This is a genomic window from Marinobacter alexandrii, from assembly GCA_039984955.1.
GTDB lineage: Bacteria > Bacteroidota > Bacteroidia > Cytophagales > Cyclobacteriaceae > Ekhidna.
Map to the genome: position 1 here is coordinate 50,744 of JBDWTN010000001.1, position 17,947 is coordinate 68,690.

A 17,947-nucleotide genomic window follows, 5' to 3' on the forward strand; every position below is an offset into this window, starting at 1 on the left:
TTCATTAATGAATATCAATCATGCAAATAAGAAGAATCAGCTATTTATTCAGTCTATCGATTTTGATCAATTTTTCCTTCGCTCAAAACTATAAAGACTCATACCTCCAGGGTATGCAAGCAATAAAATTTGAAAAATATGATCTGGCAATAGAGAAGTTCAAAGAGTCTATAAAATTTAATCCTCAGTACCCTGATGCCTGGTTTTACTTAGGTAAAACATACGATCATCTAAATAAAGTGGAGGAGACAATCAGTGCTTACAGGAACCTGGAAAAAGTAAAAGCAGACTATAATATTGCGATATATTATGATATTGCCAAGTCATATATTGAGCTTGAGAATCTAAGAAGTGCCAGGATTTACATCAAAAGATACCTCGATAGAGCTCCTAAGACACCTAAGTCGGAGAAGCTAATACACTTGGCTCTCAACCGACTTAACTATATTGATATAAGCACTGAGCTACGGGCTTCTGCTCCAAATACAACAGAGCCAACACCTATAGCTACACTAAACAGTGTTTCTGGAGACTATATGCCTCAGGTTAATCCTACAGGAACTAGACTCTATTTTACAAGTGTAAGGCAAGGTGGATTTGACTTCAAAGATCAAAACAGTGCAGCCTTAGATTTTGGAGAAGATCTGTACTATTCGAAATTGACTAATGATCAATGGAGCGCTCCTGAACTTTTACCCCAACCAATAAATTCAAAAGCGAATGACTTTGGTTCTTCATTTACCGGAGATGGTCAGACGATGGTATATGTTCGATGTGATGAATCTGGAGCGATGGGAAGCTGCGATCTGTATATGACACAACTAATTGGAAGCAAATGGTCAGAACCACGAAATATGGGAAATGTAGTGAATACCAAAAATTGGGAAAGTCAGCCTACAATTAATACCGATGGAAATCGTATCATTTTTACATCTATACGTCCTGGTGGAAATGGAGCATCTGACCTTTATATGATTGAAAAAAATCAATTGGGCTTATGGGGTGTGCCTCAAAACCTTGGAAGCATTGTCAATACTCCATTGAGTGAGAATAGTCCATTTTTAGCGGCAGATGGTAAGACGCTTTATTTTTCCTCAACAGGACATCCAGGTATGGGAGGAGCAGATATCTTTTATACAGTATTTGAAAATGGAAAATGGTCTACACCTAAAAACCTCGGGAAGCCAATAAATTCAAGAGGAAATGATACCAATTTTAGTATTTCAGCTTCAGGTAATGCTTACCAAGCATCATCAAGATTAGACGAAAATAATTTTGACATTTTCAGTGTGGTACTTCCAGATGAGTTGAAACCCAAACCAACTATTATTGTTCAGGGTGTTGTTTCAAATTCAGAGGATAATAAACCACTCAGCGCCCTCGTACTTATTGAAGACCTTAATTCGGGAGAGCTTATAGCAACTAATAAGAGTAATGAGGAGACGGGGGAATACTTGGTTGTTTTACCTGCCGGTAGAGATTATAGTGTTTCTGCAAACGCTGAAGGATTCTTCTTTTATTCTCAAAGTTTTGAGCTACCCACAGACGCAACCTATGCAGAGATCACAAATGACATACCATTAGAGCCAATAAAAAAAGGGACAAAGGTAGTGTTGAACAACATTTTCTTTGAAATAGGTAAGGCTGAGCTAAAGCCTATTAGTTATGTAGAATTGAATAAAGCTGTCACACTTATGAAAAACAATAAGTCGATGGTTATTGAAGTTGGGGGACATACTGATAGTCAAGGTGCTGATGCAGCAAATCTGAGCTTATCTCAAAAGCGGGCGCAATCCGTTGTAGAATATATGGTATTGGCGGGTATAGAAAGGGAGAGATTGATAGCCAAAGGCTATGGCGAAACTGTAGCAATAGCTGATAATAATACAAAAGAGGGTAGAGCTAAAAATCGTAGAACTGAGTTTGTAATAGTAGAATTTTAATTGGATAAAGGAAACTTTAATTCGTTTTCCTTTACTTCAATAAAATCATGATTACTTAAAAGCTTTAGCAATTGTGGAATCACTTCTTTCATACGAGAGAGAAGTGATTCTTTTTTTTCCAGACCGTAGATAAACACAACTTTATCAGGGACTTTTCTGCTTACATATGACCTCACAAAATCGTCATCTTTCGTTACAATGATGTACCCTTTTTGAATGGCTAACCTTCGTAATTGATCATCAAGTACACGCTGTTTTTTCTTTGCTTTTATATCATTGACATGATACGACTCCAGCCCTTCTGACCGAAATAATTCAGTCAAATCAGGAGGTAGATTTTCGTCAATGATAAATTTCAAAAATCAGAACTCTTTTTGAAGTACCCTGTATAAAGTATCCACAGGAAGGCCCACTACGTTGTAAAATGAGCCTTTAATCCATTCGACACCAATTAAACCTATCCATTCCTGAATGCCATAGCTCCCTGCTTTATCCGTAGGAGGCCAAGAACTCACATAGTGATCAATCTCATCAACAGCTAACTCATGAAATTTAACTTCCGTTGTAGAAGAAAATGAAACTGTTTTGTCTTTGTTACTAATGCAAACGCCTGATATGACAGAATGAATTTTTCCCGAAAGTATTTCCAAGACCTTCTTCGCTTCATTCAAATCTTTTGGCTTACCAAGGATCTGACCAGAGAAGATGACAACCGTATCAGCAGTGACAATGAGTTCATCGCCAAATTGAGATCTATGGGCTTTGTTTTTCTCTACAGCTAAATATTCTGCAACCTTTTCAACACTTAAGTCTGCCGGGAAAACTTCTTCAAAATCAATGGTCTTGACTTTGAAGCTAAATCCAGCTTCAGAAAGTAATTGTTTTCTCCGTGGAGATTTGGAAGCCAGGATGAAATTATTGAAATGCTTCATCAAAGAAAGAATTGAATTCGTCTTCTTTTATGGACCCAAAGAGAAACCCGCAAATTACTTTTGGATAGAAATAAGTGCTCTTTTGAGGAAGTGTGTAGCCGCTGTAACATACTTCTTTAACGGTGTTTATGGAAATATCTTTTGTGATAATAGCACATTGTGCTTCATTGGTTATCACCGATTTTAAGCATTTCGTAAAATTTCGCTCAAAGGTCAGGTTCTTACTCCCTCTTTGGTCTTTTCCAGGTATGCCTAAGCATTTTTCAAATACAAAGTAGTGCATTACTGTAAGATCCAATTCTTTAATCGCCTGTGGAAAATCCCATGAAATATTGTTGATCATTTCAGGCTTGAGACGGATTTTGTAAGCCTTATCTTCAATGAGGAGCCCAAATGCCCATAGCTTACCAAGAATCACCTCATTCACCTCAGCAGCTTCTTCAATAGGTTTTATAAAGAAGTATTGATCTAGTTTATTTAAGAGATCCTCTTTTGAAAAATCTTCAATCCCATTGATCATACGGTGAGTGGGAAGAATTCTAAGATCATCAGATTCGGTATTTGTAAAATACATTAGGTGATAATTGTAGCCTTCTTTTCCAGTATGATTGGGGTTATTCTTTGCTCGTTCTTTTTGATAAAGTAAAGAACCTTCATATCTGTGGTGACCGTCGGCAAGGATGATTTGTTTATCCTCTATAATATCCATAATTCGTCTGATAATTTTAACATCATGGATAACACTAAAGACATCTCTAACACCTTGATAGTCTTCTGTTTCATACAAGGGATTTAGTATGGCTTCATCCAGATACTTTTCAATTTCGTGAGTTGTATCGGTGTAGAGTCCGTGTGTTGGGCTTACATTAAGTTGGGTTTTATCCAAAATTTCCATTCGATCATTTACTGAAAAGGGCATGGTGTTTTCATGTCTCAGCAGAATTTTTTCATCCCAATCGTATACTCGAAGATTGGCTATGAATCCCTTTCTTATTCTTTCTTTATCAGATCCAGGCAGGGTGAAATATTGATAATACACGTAAATAGATGGGAGCTCGTCCTGTTTAATTATACCTTCATTCTTCCATTGAATGAGTCTTTTAGCAGCTCCACGGATGGAGTCGTCTCCTCTTGGTACAGAAAGATGTATGCTACAAAATTCTTGTTCGTAAAGAGTCTCTCTTTGACTCTCTGACACTACATCAAAGAGGGGAGAGACTAACTTGTCTACATCTTTGATGTGTTCGTTGTTATATCTCCAGGCTCTCAGGGGTTTAATTTCTGCCATTTAATTACGTGCTCGTTCTTTCCACTTACTCTTGATCTCATTTGAAGAGTGCACCGAGATTGTTTTCGCAGAATTGTTTATCAATTCATATGCTATGAGTGCCGCTATATCAGCTTCTTCCTTGTTAGGTTGTTTTTTCAGAATCTCAGAGTCGTAATGAGACTCTACAAATTTTGTGGTGAAAGATCCATCCACAAACTCCTGATGCCCAAGTACATAATCACAAAATGAAAGAGTAGTTTTTACTCCGGTGATCTGATACTCTTCAATTGCACGTCTCATTCGCTGAATCGCCTCTGTACGATCTTTCCCATAGGTGATTAGCTTGGCAATCATGGGATCATAATAAATTGAAACATCAAGTCCTTCTTCATAACCATCATCAACTCGAACTCCAGCACCTTGAGGTCTAATATACGTCTTGAGTTTGCCTGTATCAGGAAGAAAATTGTTTTCAGGATCTTCAGCATAAACTCTTACCTCCAAGCTATGTCCATTGATGGAAAGATCATCTTGACTGAAACTCAATTTTCCTCCATTGGCAATATTGATCTGCTCCTTTACTAAATCTACTCCGGTAATCAACTCAGTTACAGGATGTTCAACTTGAAGGCGAGTATTCATCTCTAGAAAGTAGAAATCCTGATTTACATCAGCAATGAACTCCACTGTTCCAGCTCCAAAATAGCTGCAGGATTTAGCTACGTTAACAGCGGCTTCACCAATTTGCTTACGTCGTTCAGGCGTTAAGAGGGCGGAAGGAGCTTCTTCGATCACTTTTTGATGTCTTCTTTGAATGCTACATTCTCTTTCAAACAAGTGAATGATGTTACCGTGTTGATCTCCAAGTACTTGCACCTCAATGTGCTTTGGTGAAGAGATGAATTTTTCAATAAATACTTCATCATTGCCAAATGAATTTCTTGCTTCACTCATGGCTCGATCCATCTGCTCTTCAAAATCTTTGAGGTCATTTACGATTCGCATTCCTTTACCACCACCGCCTGCACTCGCTTTAATCATGACAGGATATCCAATGTCATTTGCTACCTTCTTAGCTTTATCCACATCACTAATGGGTTCATCCATTCCTGGAACTAGAGGCACATTGAATTTTTGAACAGTTTGTTTTGAAGTAAGCTTGTCACCCATGATCCTGATGGCTTCTGGAGATGGCCCAATGAAGATGAGTCCTTCTTTCTCAACTCGCTCAGCAAACGAAGCATTTTCAGACAAGAATCCATATCCTGGATGGATGGCATCAGCACCAGTTTGCTTACAAGCCTCTATTATTTTATCCTGAACTAAATAAGATTCTGAAGCAGCTGCAGGCCCAATATTGATTGCTTCATCTGCAAAAGAAGCATGCGGGAGGAGCTTGTCAGCTTCACTGTAAACTGCTACAGTCTTGATTCCCAGTTCTTTAGCGGATCTCATTACCCGGATTGCTATTTCACCTCTATTGGCTACTAGTATTTTCTTTATAGACATAATTCAATCGTTGGTGCAAGTTTATTGAAAAGCCGGCACTCATTATATGCACATTCCTGCTAAATTTGCATCTTGTTGAAAAAAGGAGAACACAAGTAAATGGATTTATTTGAGAAATTACTCAGTGATAAAGGAGCGTTAGGACAATACTCTTTTCTTGATCAGGATGTGAATTATTATTTCTTTCCGAAACTGGAAGGCGAGATTCAGCCTAGAATGAAGTTTAAAGGACAGGAAATGCTAGCGTGGAGTTTAAATAACTACCTCGGTTTAGCTAATCACCCTGAGATCAGAAAAGCAGATACTGAGGCTACAGAGAAGTGGGGACTAGGATATCCTATGGGAGCCCGAATGATGACCGGAAATTCTGATTATCATGATCAATTGGAACAAGAGCTTGCGGATTTTGTTAGTAAGCAAACAGGAATGCTTTTGAATTACGGGTATCAAGGCATCATGTCAGTAATTGATGCATTAGTTGATAGGAAAGATGTAGTAGTATACGATGCTGAGTGTCATGCGTGTATTATAGATGCATTAAGAATGCACATAGGGAAACGTTTCGTGTTCCCTCACAACGATATTGAAAATTGCGAAAAGCAATTGAAGAGAGCCGAAAAGCTAGCAAACGAGCAAGGTGGTGGTGTCTTGGTGATTACCGAAGGTGTATTCGGTATGAGCGGAAATACAGGCAAGCTTGACAAAATTGTAGCTCTGAAGGATAAATACAGTTTTAGACTTTTAGTAGACGATGCACATGGTTTTGGAACAATGGGTAAAACGGGAGCTGGAGCAGGAGAACATTACAACTGCCAGGATGGAATAGATATTTATTTTTCCACATTTGCTAAGTCAATGGCAAGTATCGGTGCTTTTATAGCTGGTGAAAAAGACATTATTGATCATCTTAGATATAAAGTAAGATCTCAAATTTTTGCTAAGTCATTACCTATGCCTTTAGTAGTAGGAGGATTGAAGCGATTGGAAATGCTTAGGACTAAGCCCGAGCTCAGGGAAAAACTATGGACGATCGTGAATGCATTGCAGAGTGGCTTTAAAGAAAGAGGCTTTAATATTGGCTCAACAGATTCGCCAGTAACGCCAGTTGTAATGAATGGGGATGCTATTGAGGCATGTAATATGATCGTTGATCTTCGGGAGAATTATAAGATATTTTGCTCAGTAGTAGTTTATCCAGTAATCCCAAAAGGGATGGTGATATTGCGAATTATTCCCACGGCTATGCACACTCTAGAAGATGTAGAAGAGACACTCAATGCGTTTGATGCAATTAAGATCAAGTTAGATGGCGGAGTATATAAAGAAGCGGGAGTAGAAGGTGCCATGTTGGCAAAATCTTAAGAATTACCGTTACATTATCTTGATATTAACGATTTTAGGCTATATTGCCACCACTTTTAAAATTTATCGATAACCTTAATTACCTTATAACATGAAAAGATTTGAACAACTAAAATCAATGGTTGAATCATTAGAAGCAGATTTTGAAAAATTCTACGATAAGAAAAACAATGCCGCTGGTACTCGAGTAAGAAAAGGTATGCAGGACATGAAAAACCTTGCTCAGGAGATTAGACTAGAAGTTCAAGATATGAAGAACAAAGGATAATCGATCGATAGATAATCAATCGAAACCGATAAAGAAATCGGGAGTCATTTGACTCCCTTTTTTTATGTCTAATAAGTAGTAGTTTCTATTAAATTATCTTTGAGAATATTAAATAAAATTATATCCTCAATCCCTATTCAAAATTTCCTGAAACAGTTTTTCAAAATCATTATCAGCTTTCAAGTAATTGAATCCTTTCCAGAATTCATCGGTATTTTTAACTATCTGACGTTCAAGAATTCCTTTTGAAGCAAGTTCTTCTTCTGGGGGTACTACAATGTTTTCTTTCTCAATATCCGTTACTACAAAGTCTGCTTTAAACATTACTGGACGTGTAATTCCTTGTTTTTCTCTTCGCATCGTCCAGTTTATATTATACGTTGCATGACTTAGATACCACCTCCCATTGACTAACTGATAGTTAAGTTCATTTTGATAATTGTCCATTGTGCTTTTGCCTAACCCCACAATCATAGCGGCCATACTAAATCTATCAAATACCTTATCCGGATTGTCTTTGCTGATGAGTTTATTGAATGCAATTCTTACGAAAGCCAATGATTCTGTATCTAATAAAATTTTTCCCTCAAAAAGGTCTCCCTTAGCTTTTTTCTTAGGTTTAAAGCTTACAACAAAAACGCTTCGTTCATTGTATGAGGTAGCGTCGGTTATCTTATAGGTATGTTTTTTAAGTACTTTCTTGTTTAAAATAGCATGTTCTTTTAATAATGAATTTGCGAATAACGATTGAGGTGTTACACCTATTTGCATACCTCCGATATCACTAAAAAAGGATGTATCTCTGGCAACCCTTCCTTTCAAGATTTTCATAGCATTATTTTCATCACCAAGCTCTCCATAGCGAAACATGTCAAAAGCATATTCAGTAAGTTGGATATATTCTCGCTCATCATTTTGAATAGAAGCTCGCCAAAAAGCTCGAAGTAGCATCTCATTTTGATCATGATTCTTAGGGATAGCTTCAATAGCTTCTTCAATAATTGATTTCTCATTGGTTCGAATAACCAACTCAGGAAGTTCTGTCACAGTAGATTTGAGCTTGATGATCAAATCGTTACTCACGTCTATAGAAGAAACAGGAATAGACTTTAATTCATACCCTAAATATGAAGCAGACAATTTGTTATTGTTAAACTTGGTGGGAACAATTAAAGAAAAGTCGCCATCTATGTTGGAAATGGTACCGTAGCTCGAATTAAAAATGCCTACATGGGAAAAGGCTAGTGGTTCACCCGTTAACGCATCTATTACTTTTCCTGAGATTCTTTTGCTTTCTTGCGCACTTATATGGAGGATGCTAAGTAGCATACCCAATGTTAGTAGTTTTTTGATCATAGAGTTACTTTAAATAGTGTTCCCAGGCAGCTATCAAGTTTTCTGATGCATTGTACAAGGGAGGCTTCACTGTTCGACGGCAAATGCCTTTTACTTCAAGGCCAGCTTTGAGTGATGTTGGATTTCCTTCTTGAGAAAGCAGTTCATATGCTTTTTTCAGGTCCTCTTCTATACGCTCAGCTTCCTCGAAAGAATTTTGCAGTGCTGCACTTACCATATTGATGAAGGGAGCAGGTAAAAGGTTGCTTATGACCGAAATAACTCCTTCGGCACCCTCTTTGATCAATTTGTAAGTCAGTGCATCATCACCAGAAATCAATAGAAAGTCACTAGGCTTTTCATGTGCGATTTTCTTACATTGATCTAAGTCCCATGAGGCTTCTTTAATGGCAATGATATTCGGGTGCTTGGCTAAAGTAAGTGTGGTATCCGCTATTATATTTGAAGCAGTTCGAGCAGGTACATTATAAAGTATAATAGGGAAGGGGAACGCATCTGCTAGCATTTCATAGTGCCGAACAATTCCTTCCTGCGAAGGTTTATTATAGTAGGGCGATGCAGAAAGAATAGCTGAGAGTTCGAATTTCTTTAAATCCTTTGACTTTTCAATAAGATCAAATGTATGGTTTCCGCCCAGTCCAAAAACAATAGGCTTTCTGTCAGCGTTGACCTTGAATACAAAATCAAGGATTTCCAATTTCTCTTCCCAAGAAAATACAGGAGATTCTCCAGTGGTACCTAAAACTACCAAGTAATCTACACCTCCATCTATCGTATGATTTATAAGTTTTTCGAGTGCTGGAAAGTCTACACCATAATCCTTATTCATCGGAGTAGCCAGTGCCACACCTGTTCCTTTTAACTCTTGCCTCATTAAATCATTTTTAGATACCTGATGATACTTTTCATGGCATCAGACTTGTTTTCTTCCATTTTCACAGACATCTGCAACAAATCATAATACTGTTCAGTTTCAAATCCTACTTTGCAGGTGGCCTTACTGAGAGCAAGTACATATTTGTAGTTGATGTTCCCCGATGTATCTAGCGAAATTAGAAAATCAAAAGATTGATTTATGAAAAAACTGAGTTGATTTTTTTTAATGGTACCCGTTCCGGAAATATCTTTTTTACTAAAAAGGAGTGCTTGTTCTGTGGCTTTTTCTACATAGCCTATTCGAGCTACATTCTTTCCATCAGCTTTTAGTTGATTTTCCAGTTCTGTGACAACCTGATCTGGAAAATCATCCGCGTGATATAAGATACCTACCTGAGAGGCATCTAAGTAAGTACAGTGTTCCTTTGAGGCAGTGGTTGACTTGCCTTTATGGTTAAGGAAAATGTTTTTAATCATTTTCTAAAAGTTCTCTAAATGATGACTCGTCCAAAATAGTAATTCCTAATGAATCTGCCTTTTCTTTTTTTGCTGGCCCCATGTTTTCACCCGCTACCAAATAATTGGTTTTAGATGAAATGCTACTTGCTATTTTTCCTCCGTGCTGCTTAATAAGTTCTTTTAGTTCGTCTCTTCCATATCCTTCAAAGACCCCAGAGACAACAAAACTCAATCCTGATAGAGTATCTTTAGTTCCTTCTTTCTGAATTACTTCAAAAGAAAGACCTACGCTTTTGAGTTTAGTGATCATGTTTCTATTTTCTTCTTCAGAGAAGAACGCGACTACACTTTCTGCAATACGATCTCCGATCTCATGGAGATTTACTATTTCTTCAAAGGATGCACTCATTAGACGATCAATAGTAACAAAATGTTGAGCTAGTTTTTCTGCAACTGTCTTACCTACGTGCCTGATTCCTAAGCCAAATAGAACTCGCTCGAAAGGAATTTGCTTTGATTTTTCGATAGATTCAATGATGTTATTAGCTGATTTTTCCTTAATCGAACGCTTAGATATATCTCCTGTTTCCTCATCTATTTCTTCAAATTGAAGGTTATTGATGTGTTCAAATGAGAGCGAGTAAAGGTCTCCAGCGTTCCGAATCAATCCTTTACTTAAAAAGCCCTTGATAGTTCGAGGGCCTAATGATTCTATGTTCAGAGCATTCCTACTAATAAAATGTTCAATACGCCCGAGAACTTGAGGTGGGCACGACTCAACGTTAGGACAATAGTGCTGTGCTTCGCCTTCTTTTCGTACGAGTTCCGTTTTGCATTCTGGGCACTTTGTGATGTAAGAAATTTTTTGGGTATCAGCTGGCCTAGATTTTAAGTTTACGCTTGTAATCTTCGGAATGATTTCTCCACCTTTTTCAACATTTACACGATCACCAATTCGCACATCTAGTCGTTCAATTTCATTTGCATTATGTAGTGATGCTCTTTTAACGGTGGTTCCTGCTAGCAGGACAGGTTTCAATTCAGCTACTGGTGTTATAGCTCCAGTACGTCCTACTTGATAGGTGATTTTGTTCAGTGTGGTAACTGCTGATTCAGACTTAAACTTATAGGAAATAGCCCATCTTGGATTTTTGGCTGTAAATCCTAATTCTGATTGATGTGCAATGCTATTGACTTTGATTACAATACCATCTGTTTCTACGACTAGTTTATGTCGTTCTTTATCCCAATGGCTTATGTATTCCAATACCTGATCAATCGTTTTACACTTTTTGTATGTTTGAGACACATTGAAGCCAGCTTTTTCTAAGAATGTCAGTGATTCTTCATGTGTAGGAAAAGTGTTTGCATCATCGAGATAGGAATAGAGATAGCAATCCAGTTTTCTACTGGCTACCATGGATGAATCCTGCATTTTCAAGCTTCCGGAGGTGGTATTTCGTGCATTTGCGTAGAGCGTAAGCAATGTTTTGCCTTCTGCCTCCCTCACTTTGTTTTCTTCCTTTACGTGATCGTTTAATTCAATGAAGAATTCTTTTGGCATAAAAACTTCACCCCTTACTTCAAAGGAAGGAGGGTAATACTTCCCGTGTAGTTTAAGTGGGATTGATCGGATGGTTTTCACATTCGATGTTATGTCATCTCCCTTTGTGCCATCACCACGTGTGATTCCACGTCTAAGAATTCCATTTTCATAGATTAAACTAATAGCGACACCATCAAATTTTAGCTCACAGATGTATTCATAGTCATCTGTACCTAAACCCTTTTTGACTCTACCATCAAAGTCTTCCAGCTCATCTTTAGAGTATGTATTTCCAAGAGAAAGCATTCTATATTTATGATGTACCGTCTCAAAATCTTTGGTGATATCACCTCCCACACGAGCGGTAGGAGAATGCGAGAGTTTTAGATCTGGGAAGGTAGCTTCCAGCTTCTCCAGCTCTTTGAGTTTACTATCGAACTCATAGTCAGATATTTCGGGTTCGCTTTTTTGATAATAGAGGTAATTGTGGTGATTTAGCTCTTCTGTCAGCGACTCAACTAGGGTTTTAGCTTCCTCTCGATTCATCGAAAACAAATCTATTTCATTCAGAGAGATTCTCTACATTTTTTTATGATGTGAGTATTGGTATTTCTATTTTCGAGCCAATTTCAACCATGGATAAAAAGGCTAAAATCATTAAAGCCGCTTTCTCACTACTTTCTAAAAATGGGATATTGGACACGTCAGTTGATGATATTGCCAAACTTGCCGGTGTAAGTAAGAAGACGCTTTATTTCCAATTTGGATCAAAAGATCGATTAATAAAAGAAACATTCAGCTGGAAGATGATGAATGTATCGAAAGCAGTTGATGAAGTTATTGAGATGGATCTTTTCATCACTAAGAAAATAGCGCTATATATCAAAGTGATATGCGATAGCATCTCTGATATCTCATTTAAGGTGTTTTTTGATTTAGTAAACCTAAAAACGCTTGCTACTCCAGCATCTGCTGAATACTTAAAGCATGCAGTCTTTATTCGATTTAACAAGCTATTGGATGAGGCTAAATCTAACGAGATCACTAAACCTGGGATCGAGGTAGGTAAAGCTTTGATGACTTATTGGACCATACTCAGTCCTTACTTGTTGATGGACCTCAAAAATGATGTGCCTTATGAAATAAAAAAAGCAGAGTCGTTGAGTAAGGTTCTTTATACACAGTTGGTTAATTTTTATGATGATTTGCTAACTGATTCCAATTATACCAAGCTTTTGGAATACTTAAGTCAATCTTGATTAAGTGAATTAATATCTTTGTATCATGTCTGATCAATTTGAGGATCATTTAAGATCTTTGCACATATTTAGTGTGGTTTCCGAAACTGCAATAGAAATAGGCTCACCTACCTATGTTGTGGGTGGATATGTGAGGGATTTAATCTTGAAAAGACCATCCAAAGACATTGATTTTGTATGTGTTGGAAGTGGTATTAATCTGGCAAGTTCTGTAGCTAAGAAACTTGGTGATAAAGCTAAGCTTTCAGTCTTCAAGAATTTTGGAACTGCAGCTATTCATTATCAAGGGTTTGAATATGAGTTCGTTGGTGCGAGAAAAGAATCATATAGGAAGGATTCAAGAAATCCAATTGTAGAAGATGGAACGCTTGAAGATGATCAAAATAGGCGAGATTTTACGGTCAATGCCATGGCGATTAGCCTAAACAAACATGACTTTGGGGTTTTGATTGACCCCTTCAATGGAGTGGAAGATTTGCGCAATATGATTATGCGAACCCCATTAGAACCTGGGATAACATTTTCTGATGATCCATTGAGGATGTTGAGAGCTATTCGTTTTGCGACACAACTGCATTTTGATATCGAACCGGATACTTTTCAGGGTATTGTAGATCATGTAGATCGGATATCTATCATCTCTCAGGAAAGGATTACTTATGAGTTAAATAAGATCATCATGACGGACAAACCATCTTATGGTTTTCAACTCCTTTTTCATTGTGGCCTTTTGAAATTGATCTTTCCTGAAATGACCGATCTTCAAGGAGTTGAAAAAATAAATGGCAAAGGCCATAAGGATAATTTTTATCACACATTACAAGTGCTGGATAATATTTGTGAAATGACCGATGATATCTGGCTCAGATGGGCAGCCATTCTACATGATATAGCTAAACCAGCTACTCAACGTTTCAATGAAAAAGTGGGCTGGACCTTTCATGGACATGAGGATTTGGGCGCTAAATGGGTTCCTAAGATCTTCAAACGAATGAAATTACCCCTGGATGATCGAATGAAGTATGTGCAAAAACTTGTAAGACTTCATTTACGCCCTATTGCTTTGGTAAATGACCGAGTGACAGATTCTGCTATCAGAAGGATGGTTTTTGAAGCAGGAAATGATGTTTCCGATTTAATGACACTTTGCAAAGCGGATGTTACTTCAAAAAACCCTGAGAGGGTTAAAAAGTACCGAGCAAACTTTAAAAAGGTAGAGCATAAAATAAAAGAAGTCGAAGAGCGTGATCATGTAATGAACTTTCATCCGCCTGTATCAGGGGAGCAAATCATTGAAGTGTTTGATATTAAACCATCAAAAGTTGTTGGTGATTTGAAGCTAGAAATTAAAGAAGCTATTCTGGATGGAAAGATTAAGAATAATGAAGAGGAAGCTTTTAGGCTAATGCTAGAACTAGGTAAAAGGCATGGCTTGAAACCAATTGATAAATACATTTCTACCTCCAAGGACAAATAGCTATGTTTGCACGCTGTTAGATTATTTAGACTTATGAAAAAAATATTTTTGGTACTTACAGTACTTGTTTTAGTATACACTTCTGCTGCTCAAAGCACTGAGATTGCTCCAGGAGACTCTATTCCATGGGAATTAAGAAAGCAGTCGTTCATATACAACACAGCTAAAATGTTTAATGATCCTTTGGTGACAAGAATGGCACTTTATAACCTGCTTTCTGAAAACCCAGGCAACATTGCTTTGTATGATTCTTTAGCACTTTTGTACATTCAGTACAACCAAAATGCATCTGCCGCTCTAGTAGCTCAGCAGGCGCTTAGAATTAATCCACAAGACCAACTTGCTATTGAGATAGCTGCAACGAGTTTTGATAATCTGGGAGTAAAAGATAAAGCACTCAACAATTATGAAAAGTTATATTTAGCCAGTGGCGACATAAATACACTCTATAAGATTTCGTTTTTACAGTTTGAGCTGGAGCGCTTTGCGGAATCAAACACGTCCCTTGATATCATTATGGGAGATCCACAAGCAGAGGAACGAAGTATTCGATTTCCTACTTCGGACGGAGTGGGACAAGAGGTTGCATTAAAAGTGGCTGCTAATCGTGTGAAAGCGATGATTTTGGAAGAAAAAGGAAGTGCAGAGGAGGCGAAGGCTAAATACCTTGAAGTTCTTGAGATGCATCCTGGGTTTCAGATCGTGCAGCAACAACTTCGTGAATTGACAAAACCTAAAACGGAAGGAGAATAGAAAACTATTCTTCTGCTTTATTCTTTAAGCATTCAAGCCAGCTTAAGAGTTCATCATAAACCTTCTGATGATTTTCCATTAATACGACCATGGTTCCTTGCAATGATGCACTAACTGTTGCAATGGTTTGCCCTTCGTCAGACTCGAGAGACCAAACAAATATTCTTTTGACCCATTTGGCTTTACTTGTCCAAGTCAGTGTAGAAGGTTTGTTTACTTGTTGAATTTGCGATTCACCATTTGTTCTACCCATGGTCCATTTAAATGTGGAACCCTCACTTAAATCTCCATCAAGAGTTACTTTCTTGACCTCTGGATTCCAATCTGGCCAATTTTCCATGTCAGTAAGTATTGACCAAACTTTTTCAATATCTGCATTGATAATTGTAGAATGAGAATCTCTTATGCTAGCATTCTCATTTATTTTTCCTTTTCGAGCGAGTGCATTAAGTTTTTTCATGCTAACTATTGATATGCTTTGAAGCTAAGTTATTCAACTTCCGAAATTTCTTGTTCTTTTTTTGTGTCCTTCTTCTTTATAAGTCCAGATGTCATAACAAGGCTTGTAACAATAATGATGAAAAGTAATATACCAGATTTAAAATTCTCAAATAAAAACTCTTCAGGGATAGAATAGAATAGGAGAAGCGTAATTAACCCTCTTGGAGCTATGGTGAGCGCTTGTTTTATATTGTCATGCCTATACGGGAGGAATGATAAAAGTCTTGTGACATAGATGATTATCAATATAGCTACACTTACAATCGCTACTCGAACATCCAATAGTGTGGTTAGAGCAATGGAGAATCCAAAAATGACAAAAAAGAAGGTCCTAACGACAAAGGCTGATTCTATAGTAATCATTAGGAAAGTCTCGCGAATATTTTCTATCGCCATGGGTCTTAAGTACTTCTTAAGTCTACCTACAAAAAATAGTTTGTAATTATTAAGAACAAGCCCAAAAACCAGAATAACCAGAAGTGAAGATAAGTGCATCAATTTCCCTACGCTGAACAATAGGAATAATACGCCGATCATTAAAAATAGCTTGACTTTCGTTTCGAGATTTTGAAATATGTAAATCAAGACATACGATAATATGATTGACGTAACTATCGTGATAACTAATCCAAAAGTAAAATCACCTAGTACCATGATATCACTAGTCGGTTTCCCAAGTTCTATCAGAAAATAAAAAACCATAATCCCCAGAATATCCGAAAAGGTGCTTTCATAGATGTGAAACTCTTCATTTTTCTCATCAAGATTAGCTACAGATGGAATTACAATGGCACTACTCAGGATTGATAGAGGAGTGGCGTATATCAATGCTGTAGACCAATCCATGGATTTAAATGAGAAAATAAGAATACCAGCAATGGCAAACATGCAAAGGAGTAGGCCAGATAATGCAATCACAAAAGACTTATAGATTAACTTCAATTTGTCTTTTGCAATCTTTAACTCTAAAGCTGCCTCCAATACGATAAGGATTAATCCTAGTGTACCTAAAACTTCGAGAATTTTGATTCTAGAGAAAATATCAAGAATAGTCATCTTCTCAACACCAAAGAGTCCAATCATTTCACGGCTTATTACGCCAAGAAAAATGAGTAACAATACGGAAGGAATATTAGATTTTTCTGAGACCCTGTTAAAAATATAGGAAAGAATGATAATGAGGGAGGCAGCAATAATGATATAATACTCCATTTCTATTGATTAGATGGGACTAAATTAACAATTTGAAACTACTGGATTCACATATGAACTAAATGAATCTATTAGAAGTTAGATTTGATCAGTAAATAAAATAATCTATGGAAAAAGCCACTTTTGGATCGGGATGTTTTTGGTGTATAGAAGCAATGTTTCAGCGGCTTAAGGGAGTTGAGAATGTGAAATCAGGATATTCTGGTGGTGAAACTAAAAGCCCAACATATAAAGAAGTATGCTCGGGAGAATCAGGACATGCTGAAGTTATTCAGTTTGATTTCGACCCTACTATTATTTCATATGATGAGCTATTGGAAGTTTTCTGGAAAACTCATGATCCTACTACACTGAATCGTCAAGGAAATGATGTGGGAACACAGTATCGCTCAGTTATTTTTTATCATAATGATGCTCAAAAAGAACTAGCTCTAGCTTACAAGAAAAAACTTGATGAATCAGATATATGGCCTGATCCTATAATTACGGAAATTTCCCCACTTGATCTTTTTTATCCTGCTGAAGATGATCATGATGACTACTTTAATCAAAATGAGAATCAGCCCTATTGCGCTTTTATAATAGCACCTAAGGTTGCTAAACTAAAAAAAGTGTTTGCTGAAAAACTTGCTTAGTTGTAGTGTTTACTAAGATGGTGCACATGTATTCGAATTTTATCAACCCTGGCTGTTACATGCTTGACATATTTGTACAATTCAGTTTCTAAGAGATAGACCTGTCCTGAGTAAGAATTGATGCCTACATCATTAGCTGTTTCTTCAGAATTTCGCTCTATTTCTCTTTGTACTTGACATTCTTCATTCATAAAATGAACAAAGCTTTGAGTATTGTACTCATCTTCAAATTTCTTGATATCCTTTAGTGTTTTCTTCACCTCTTTGTCATCACTGGTTTTGGAAATCTTTAACAATACACCGTATAGGACTGTGTCATAATGATGAATGTCATCCAAAAGCGTAAGTATTTTGCTTCGATAATCTGTATCGGTACAAAGAAATTGAAGCCCTTCATAGGTAGAGAGCTTATCAGCTTCTAAATCCCAATCATAGGTGATTTTATCAATTTTTTCATCCAATCGCTCTTCTTGTGGGTAAGCGATATAAACAGTGAAAAGTAATATGCTTAAAAAAATGGTTTTCATGTTTTTATGCTGACTATAACTAGCTTTTATCAAAATTCGAACCAACCTTGAAATTGTTATTC

Annotated in this window: 18 protein-coding genes; 7 read left to right on the top strand and 11 right to left on the bottom strand. The window is 37.1% G+C overall.

Annotation, left to right across the window (positions count from 1 at the left end; all coding sequences use genetic code 11):
- Positions 1–20 precede the first annotated feature (20 nt).
- A complete protein-coding gene (locus ABJQ32_00110; protein ID MEP5288014.1) occupies positions 21–1,943 on the top strand; it encodes an OmpA family protein in 1,923 nt (640 codons plus the stop codon).
- Here the strand turns inward: ABJQ32_00110 and ABJQ32_00115 are convergent.
- The 4 genes from ABJQ32_00115 to accC are packed head-to-tail and all read right to left on the bottom strand — an operon-like array spanning position 1,940 to position 5,654.
- Positions 1,940–2,302 (bottom strand): DUF5615 family PIN-like protein, encoded by a 363-nt coding sequence (locus tag ABJQ32_00115; protein MEP5288015.1) that lies wholly within the window; start codon positions 2,300–2,302, stop codon positions 1,940–1,942. The two genes, ABJQ32_00110 and ABJQ32_00115, sit on opposite strands and share 4 nt — an antisense overlap.
- 3 nt (positions 2,303–2,305) lie before the next feature.
- Positions 2,306–2,875 (bottom strand): Maf family nucleotide pyrophosphatase, encoded by a 570-nt coding sequence (locus ABJQ32_00120; protein ID MEP5288016.1) that lies wholly within the window; start codon positions 2,873–2,875, stop codon positions 2,306–2,308.
- Positions 2,859–4,163: a DUF1015 domain-containing protein gene (locus ABJQ32_00125; protein MEP5288017.1), complete on the bottom strand. Its 1,305-nt coding sequence runs from the start codon at positions 4,161–4,163 to the stop codon at positions 2,859–2,861. Before ABJQ32_00125 ends, ABJQ32_00120 begins: the two co-directional genes overlap by 17 nt.
- Positions 4,164–5,654, bottom strand: coding sequence for an acetyl-CoA carboxylase biotin carboxylase subunit (accC, locus tag ABJQ32_00130; protein ID MEP5288018.1), 1,491 nt, complete (start codon positions 5,652–5,654; stop codon positions 4,164–4,166).
- Positions 5,655–5,753: 99 nt separating this feature from the next.
- On the opposite strand from accC, the gene ABJQ32_00135 reads away from it, so the two are divergent.
- Positions 5,754–7,016, top strand: coding sequence for an aminotransferase class I/II-fold pyridoxal phosphate-dependent enzyme (locus ABJQ32_00135; GenBank protein MEP5288019.1), 1,263 nt, complete (start codon positions 5,754–5,756; stop codon positions 7,014–7,016).
- A gap of 91 nt (positions 7,017–7,107) precedes the next feature.
- Entirely contained in the window at positions 7,108–7,284 is a 177-nt protein-coding gene (locus ABJQ32_00140; GenBank protein MEP5288020.1) for a hypothetical protein, read from the top strand.
- A 126-nt stretch (positions 7,285–7,410) separates the two neighbouring features.
- Here ABJQ32_00140 and ABJQ32_00145 read toward each other — a convergent pair whose 3' ends face one another.
- The 4 genes from ABJQ32_00145 to ligA are packed head-to-tail and all read right to left on the bottom strand — an operon-like array spanning position 7,411 to position 12,067.
- Positions 7,411–8,640, bottom strand: a complete 1,230-nt coding sequence (locus tag ABJQ32_00145; protein MEP5288021.1) for a carboxypeptidase-like regulatory domain-containing protein — start codon at positions 8,638–8,640, stop codon at positions 7,411–7,413.
- A 4-nt stretch (positions 8,641–8,644) separates the two neighbouring features.
- Complete coding sequence (gene dapA, locus ABJQ32_00150; protein ID MEP5288022.1) at positions 8,645–9,514, bottom strand: 4-hydroxy-tetrahydrodipicolinate synthase; 870 nt, start codon at positions 9,512–9,514, stop codon at positions 8,645–8,647.
- A complete protein-coding gene (locus ABJQ32_00155) occupies positions 9,514–9,993 on the bottom strand; it encodes a hypothetical protein (protein ID MEP5288023.1) in 480 nt (159 codons plus the stop codon). Before ABJQ32_00155 ends, dapA begins: the two co-directional genes overlap by 1 nt.
- Positions 9,986–12,067 carry an NAD-dependent DNA ligase LigA gene (gene ligA / locus ABJQ32_00160; GenBank protein MEP5288024.1) on the bottom strand — a complete coding sequence of 694 codons (2,082 nt, stop codon included), beginning with the start codon at positions 12,065–12,067 and terminating at the stop codon, positions 9,986–9,988. Before ligA ends, ABJQ32_00155 begins: the two co-directional genes overlap by 8 nt.
- A gap of 89 nt (positions 12,068–12,156) precedes the next feature.
- Between ligA and ABJQ32_00165 the strand changes: the two genes are divergently transcribed.
- From ABJQ32_00165 to ABJQ32_00175, 3 genes are read left to right on the top strand one after another with little or no spacing between them, the layout of a single operon-like run.
- Positions 12,157–12,780 carry a TetR/AcrR family transcriptional regulator gene (locus tag ABJQ32_00165; GenBank protein ID MEP5288025.1) on the top strand — a complete coding sequence of 208 codons (624 nt, stop codon included), beginning with the start codon at positions 12,157–12,159 and terminating at the stop codon, positions 12,778–12,780.
- A gap of 25 nt (positions 12,781–12,805) precedes the next feature.
- Positions 12,806–14,257 (top strand): HD domain-containing protein, encoded by a 1,452-nt coding sequence (locus ABJQ32_00170; GenBank protein ID MEP5288026.1) that lies wholly within the window; start codon positions 12,806–12,808, stop codon positions 14,255–14,257.
- Positions 14,258–14,290: 33 nt separating this feature from the next.
- On the top strand, positions 14,291–15,010 hold the full coding sequence (locus ABJQ32_00175) for a hypothetical protein (protein ID MEP5288027.1): 720 nt from the start codon (positions 14,291–14,293) through the stop codon (positions 15,008–15,010).
- Positions 15,011–15,014: 4 nt separating this feature from the next.
- Here ABJQ32_00175 and ABJQ32_00180 read toward each other — a convergent pair whose 3' ends face one another.
- Both ABJQ32_00180 and ABJQ32_00185 read right to left on the bottom strand, forming a co-directional pair.
- Positions 15,015–15,470, bottom strand: a complete 456-nt coding sequence (locus ABJQ32_00180; protein MEP5288028.1) for an SRPBCC family protein — start codon at positions 15,468–15,470, stop codon at positions 15,015–15,017.
- Positions 15,471–15,499: 29 nt separating this feature from the next.
- Complete coding sequence (locus ABJQ32_00185) at positions 15,500–16,723, bottom strand: cation:proton antiporter (GenBank protein ID MEP5288029.1); 1,224 nt, start codon at positions 16,721–16,723, stop codon at positions 15,500–15,502.
- A 107-nt stretch (positions 16,724–16,830) separates the two neighbouring features.
- Between ABJQ32_00185 and msrA the strand changes: the two genes are divergently transcribed.
- The gene (gene msrA, locus ABJQ32_00190) at positions 16,831–17,358 is read left to right on the top strand and encodes a peptide-methionine (S)-S-oxide reductase MsrA (protein ID MEP5288030.1); all 528 of its coding nucleotides are present in this window, start codon (positions 16,831–16,833) and stop codon (positions 17,356–17,358) included.
- Here the strand turns inward: msrA and ABJQ32_00195 are convergent.
- Positions 17,355–17,885 carry a hypothetical protein gene (locus tag ABJQ32_00195; protein MEP5288031.1) on the bottom strand — a complete coding sequence of 177 codons (531 nt, stop codon included), beginning with the start codon at positions 17,883–17,885 and terminating at the stop codon, positions 17,355–17,357. The genes msrA and ABJQ32_00195 overlap by 4 nt on opposite strands.
- Positions 17,886–17,947 lie beyond the last annotated feature (62 nt).

Excerpts from the sequence above, each read along its gene's own strand:
- ABJQ32_00110 (MEP5288014.1), top strand. The coding sequence starts at position 21 with ATGCAAATAAGAAGAATCAGCTATTTATTCAGTCTATCGATTTTGATC.
- ABJQ32_00120 (MEP5288016.1), bottom strand. The coding sequence starts at position 2,875 with ATGAAGCATTTCAATAATTTCATCCTGGCTTCCAAATCTCCACGGAGA.
- ABJQ32_00125 (MEP5288017.1), bottom strand. The coding sequence starts at position 4,163 with ATGGCAGAAATTAAACCCCTGAGAGCCTGGAGATATAACAACGAACAC.
- accC (MEP5288018.1), bottom strand. The coding sequence starts at position 5,654 with ATGTCTATAAAGAAAATACTAGTAGCCAATAGAGGTGAAATAGCAATC.
- ABJQ32_00135 (MEP5288019.1), top strand. The coding sequence starts at position 5,754 with ATGGATTTATTTGAGAAATTACTCAGTGATAAAGGAGCGTTAGGACAA.
- ABJQ32_00140 (MEP5288020.1), top strand. The coding sequence starts at position 7,108 with ATGAAAAGATTTGAACAACTAAAATCAATGGTTGAATCATTAGAAGCA.
- ABJQ32_00145 (MEP5288021.1), bottom strand. The coding sequence starts at position 8,640 with ATGATCAAAAAACTACTAACATTGGGTATGCTACTTAGCATCCTCCAT.
- dapA (MEP5288022.1), bottom strand. The coding sequence starts at position 9,514 with ATGAGGCAAGAGTTAAAAGGAACAGGTGTGGCACTGGCTACTCCGATG.
- ABJQ32_00155 (MEP5288023.1), bottom strand. The coding sequence starts at position 9,993 with ATGATTAAAAACATTTTCCTTAACCATAAAGGCAAGTCAACCACTGCC.
- ligA (MEP5288024.1), bottom strand. The coding sequence starts at position 12,067 with ATGAATCGAGAGGAAGCTAAAACCCTAGTTGAGTCGCTGACAGAAGAG.
- ABJQ32_00165 (MEP5288025.1), top strand. The coding sequence starts at position 12,157 with ATGGATAAAAAGGCTAAAATCATTAAAGCCGCTTTCTCACTACTTTCT.
- ABJQ32_00170 (MEP5288026.1), top strand. The coding sequence starts at position 12,806 with ATGTCTGATCAATTTGAGGATCATTTAAGATCTTTGCACATATTTAGT.
- ABJQ32_00175 (MEP5288027.1), top strand. The coding sequence starts at position 14,291 with ATGAAAAAAATATTTTTGGTACTTACAGTACTTGTTTTAGTATACACT.
- ABJQ32_00180 (MEP5288028.1), bottom strand. The coding sequence starts at position 15,470 with ATGAAAAAACTTAATGCACTCGCTCGAAAAGGAAAAATAAATGAGAAT.
- ABJQ32_00185 (MEP5288029.1), bottom strand. The coding sequence starts at position 16,723 with ATGGAGTATTATATCATTATTGCTGCCTCCCTCATTATCATTCTTTCC.
- msrA (MEP5288030.1), top strand. The coding sequence starts at position 16,831 with ATGGAAAAAGCCACTTTTGGATCGGGATGTTTTTGGTGTATAGAAGCA.
- ABJQ32_00195 (MEP5288031.1), bottom strand. The coding sequence starts at position 17,885 with ATGAAAACCATTTTTTTAAGCATATTACTTTTCACTGTTTATATCGCT.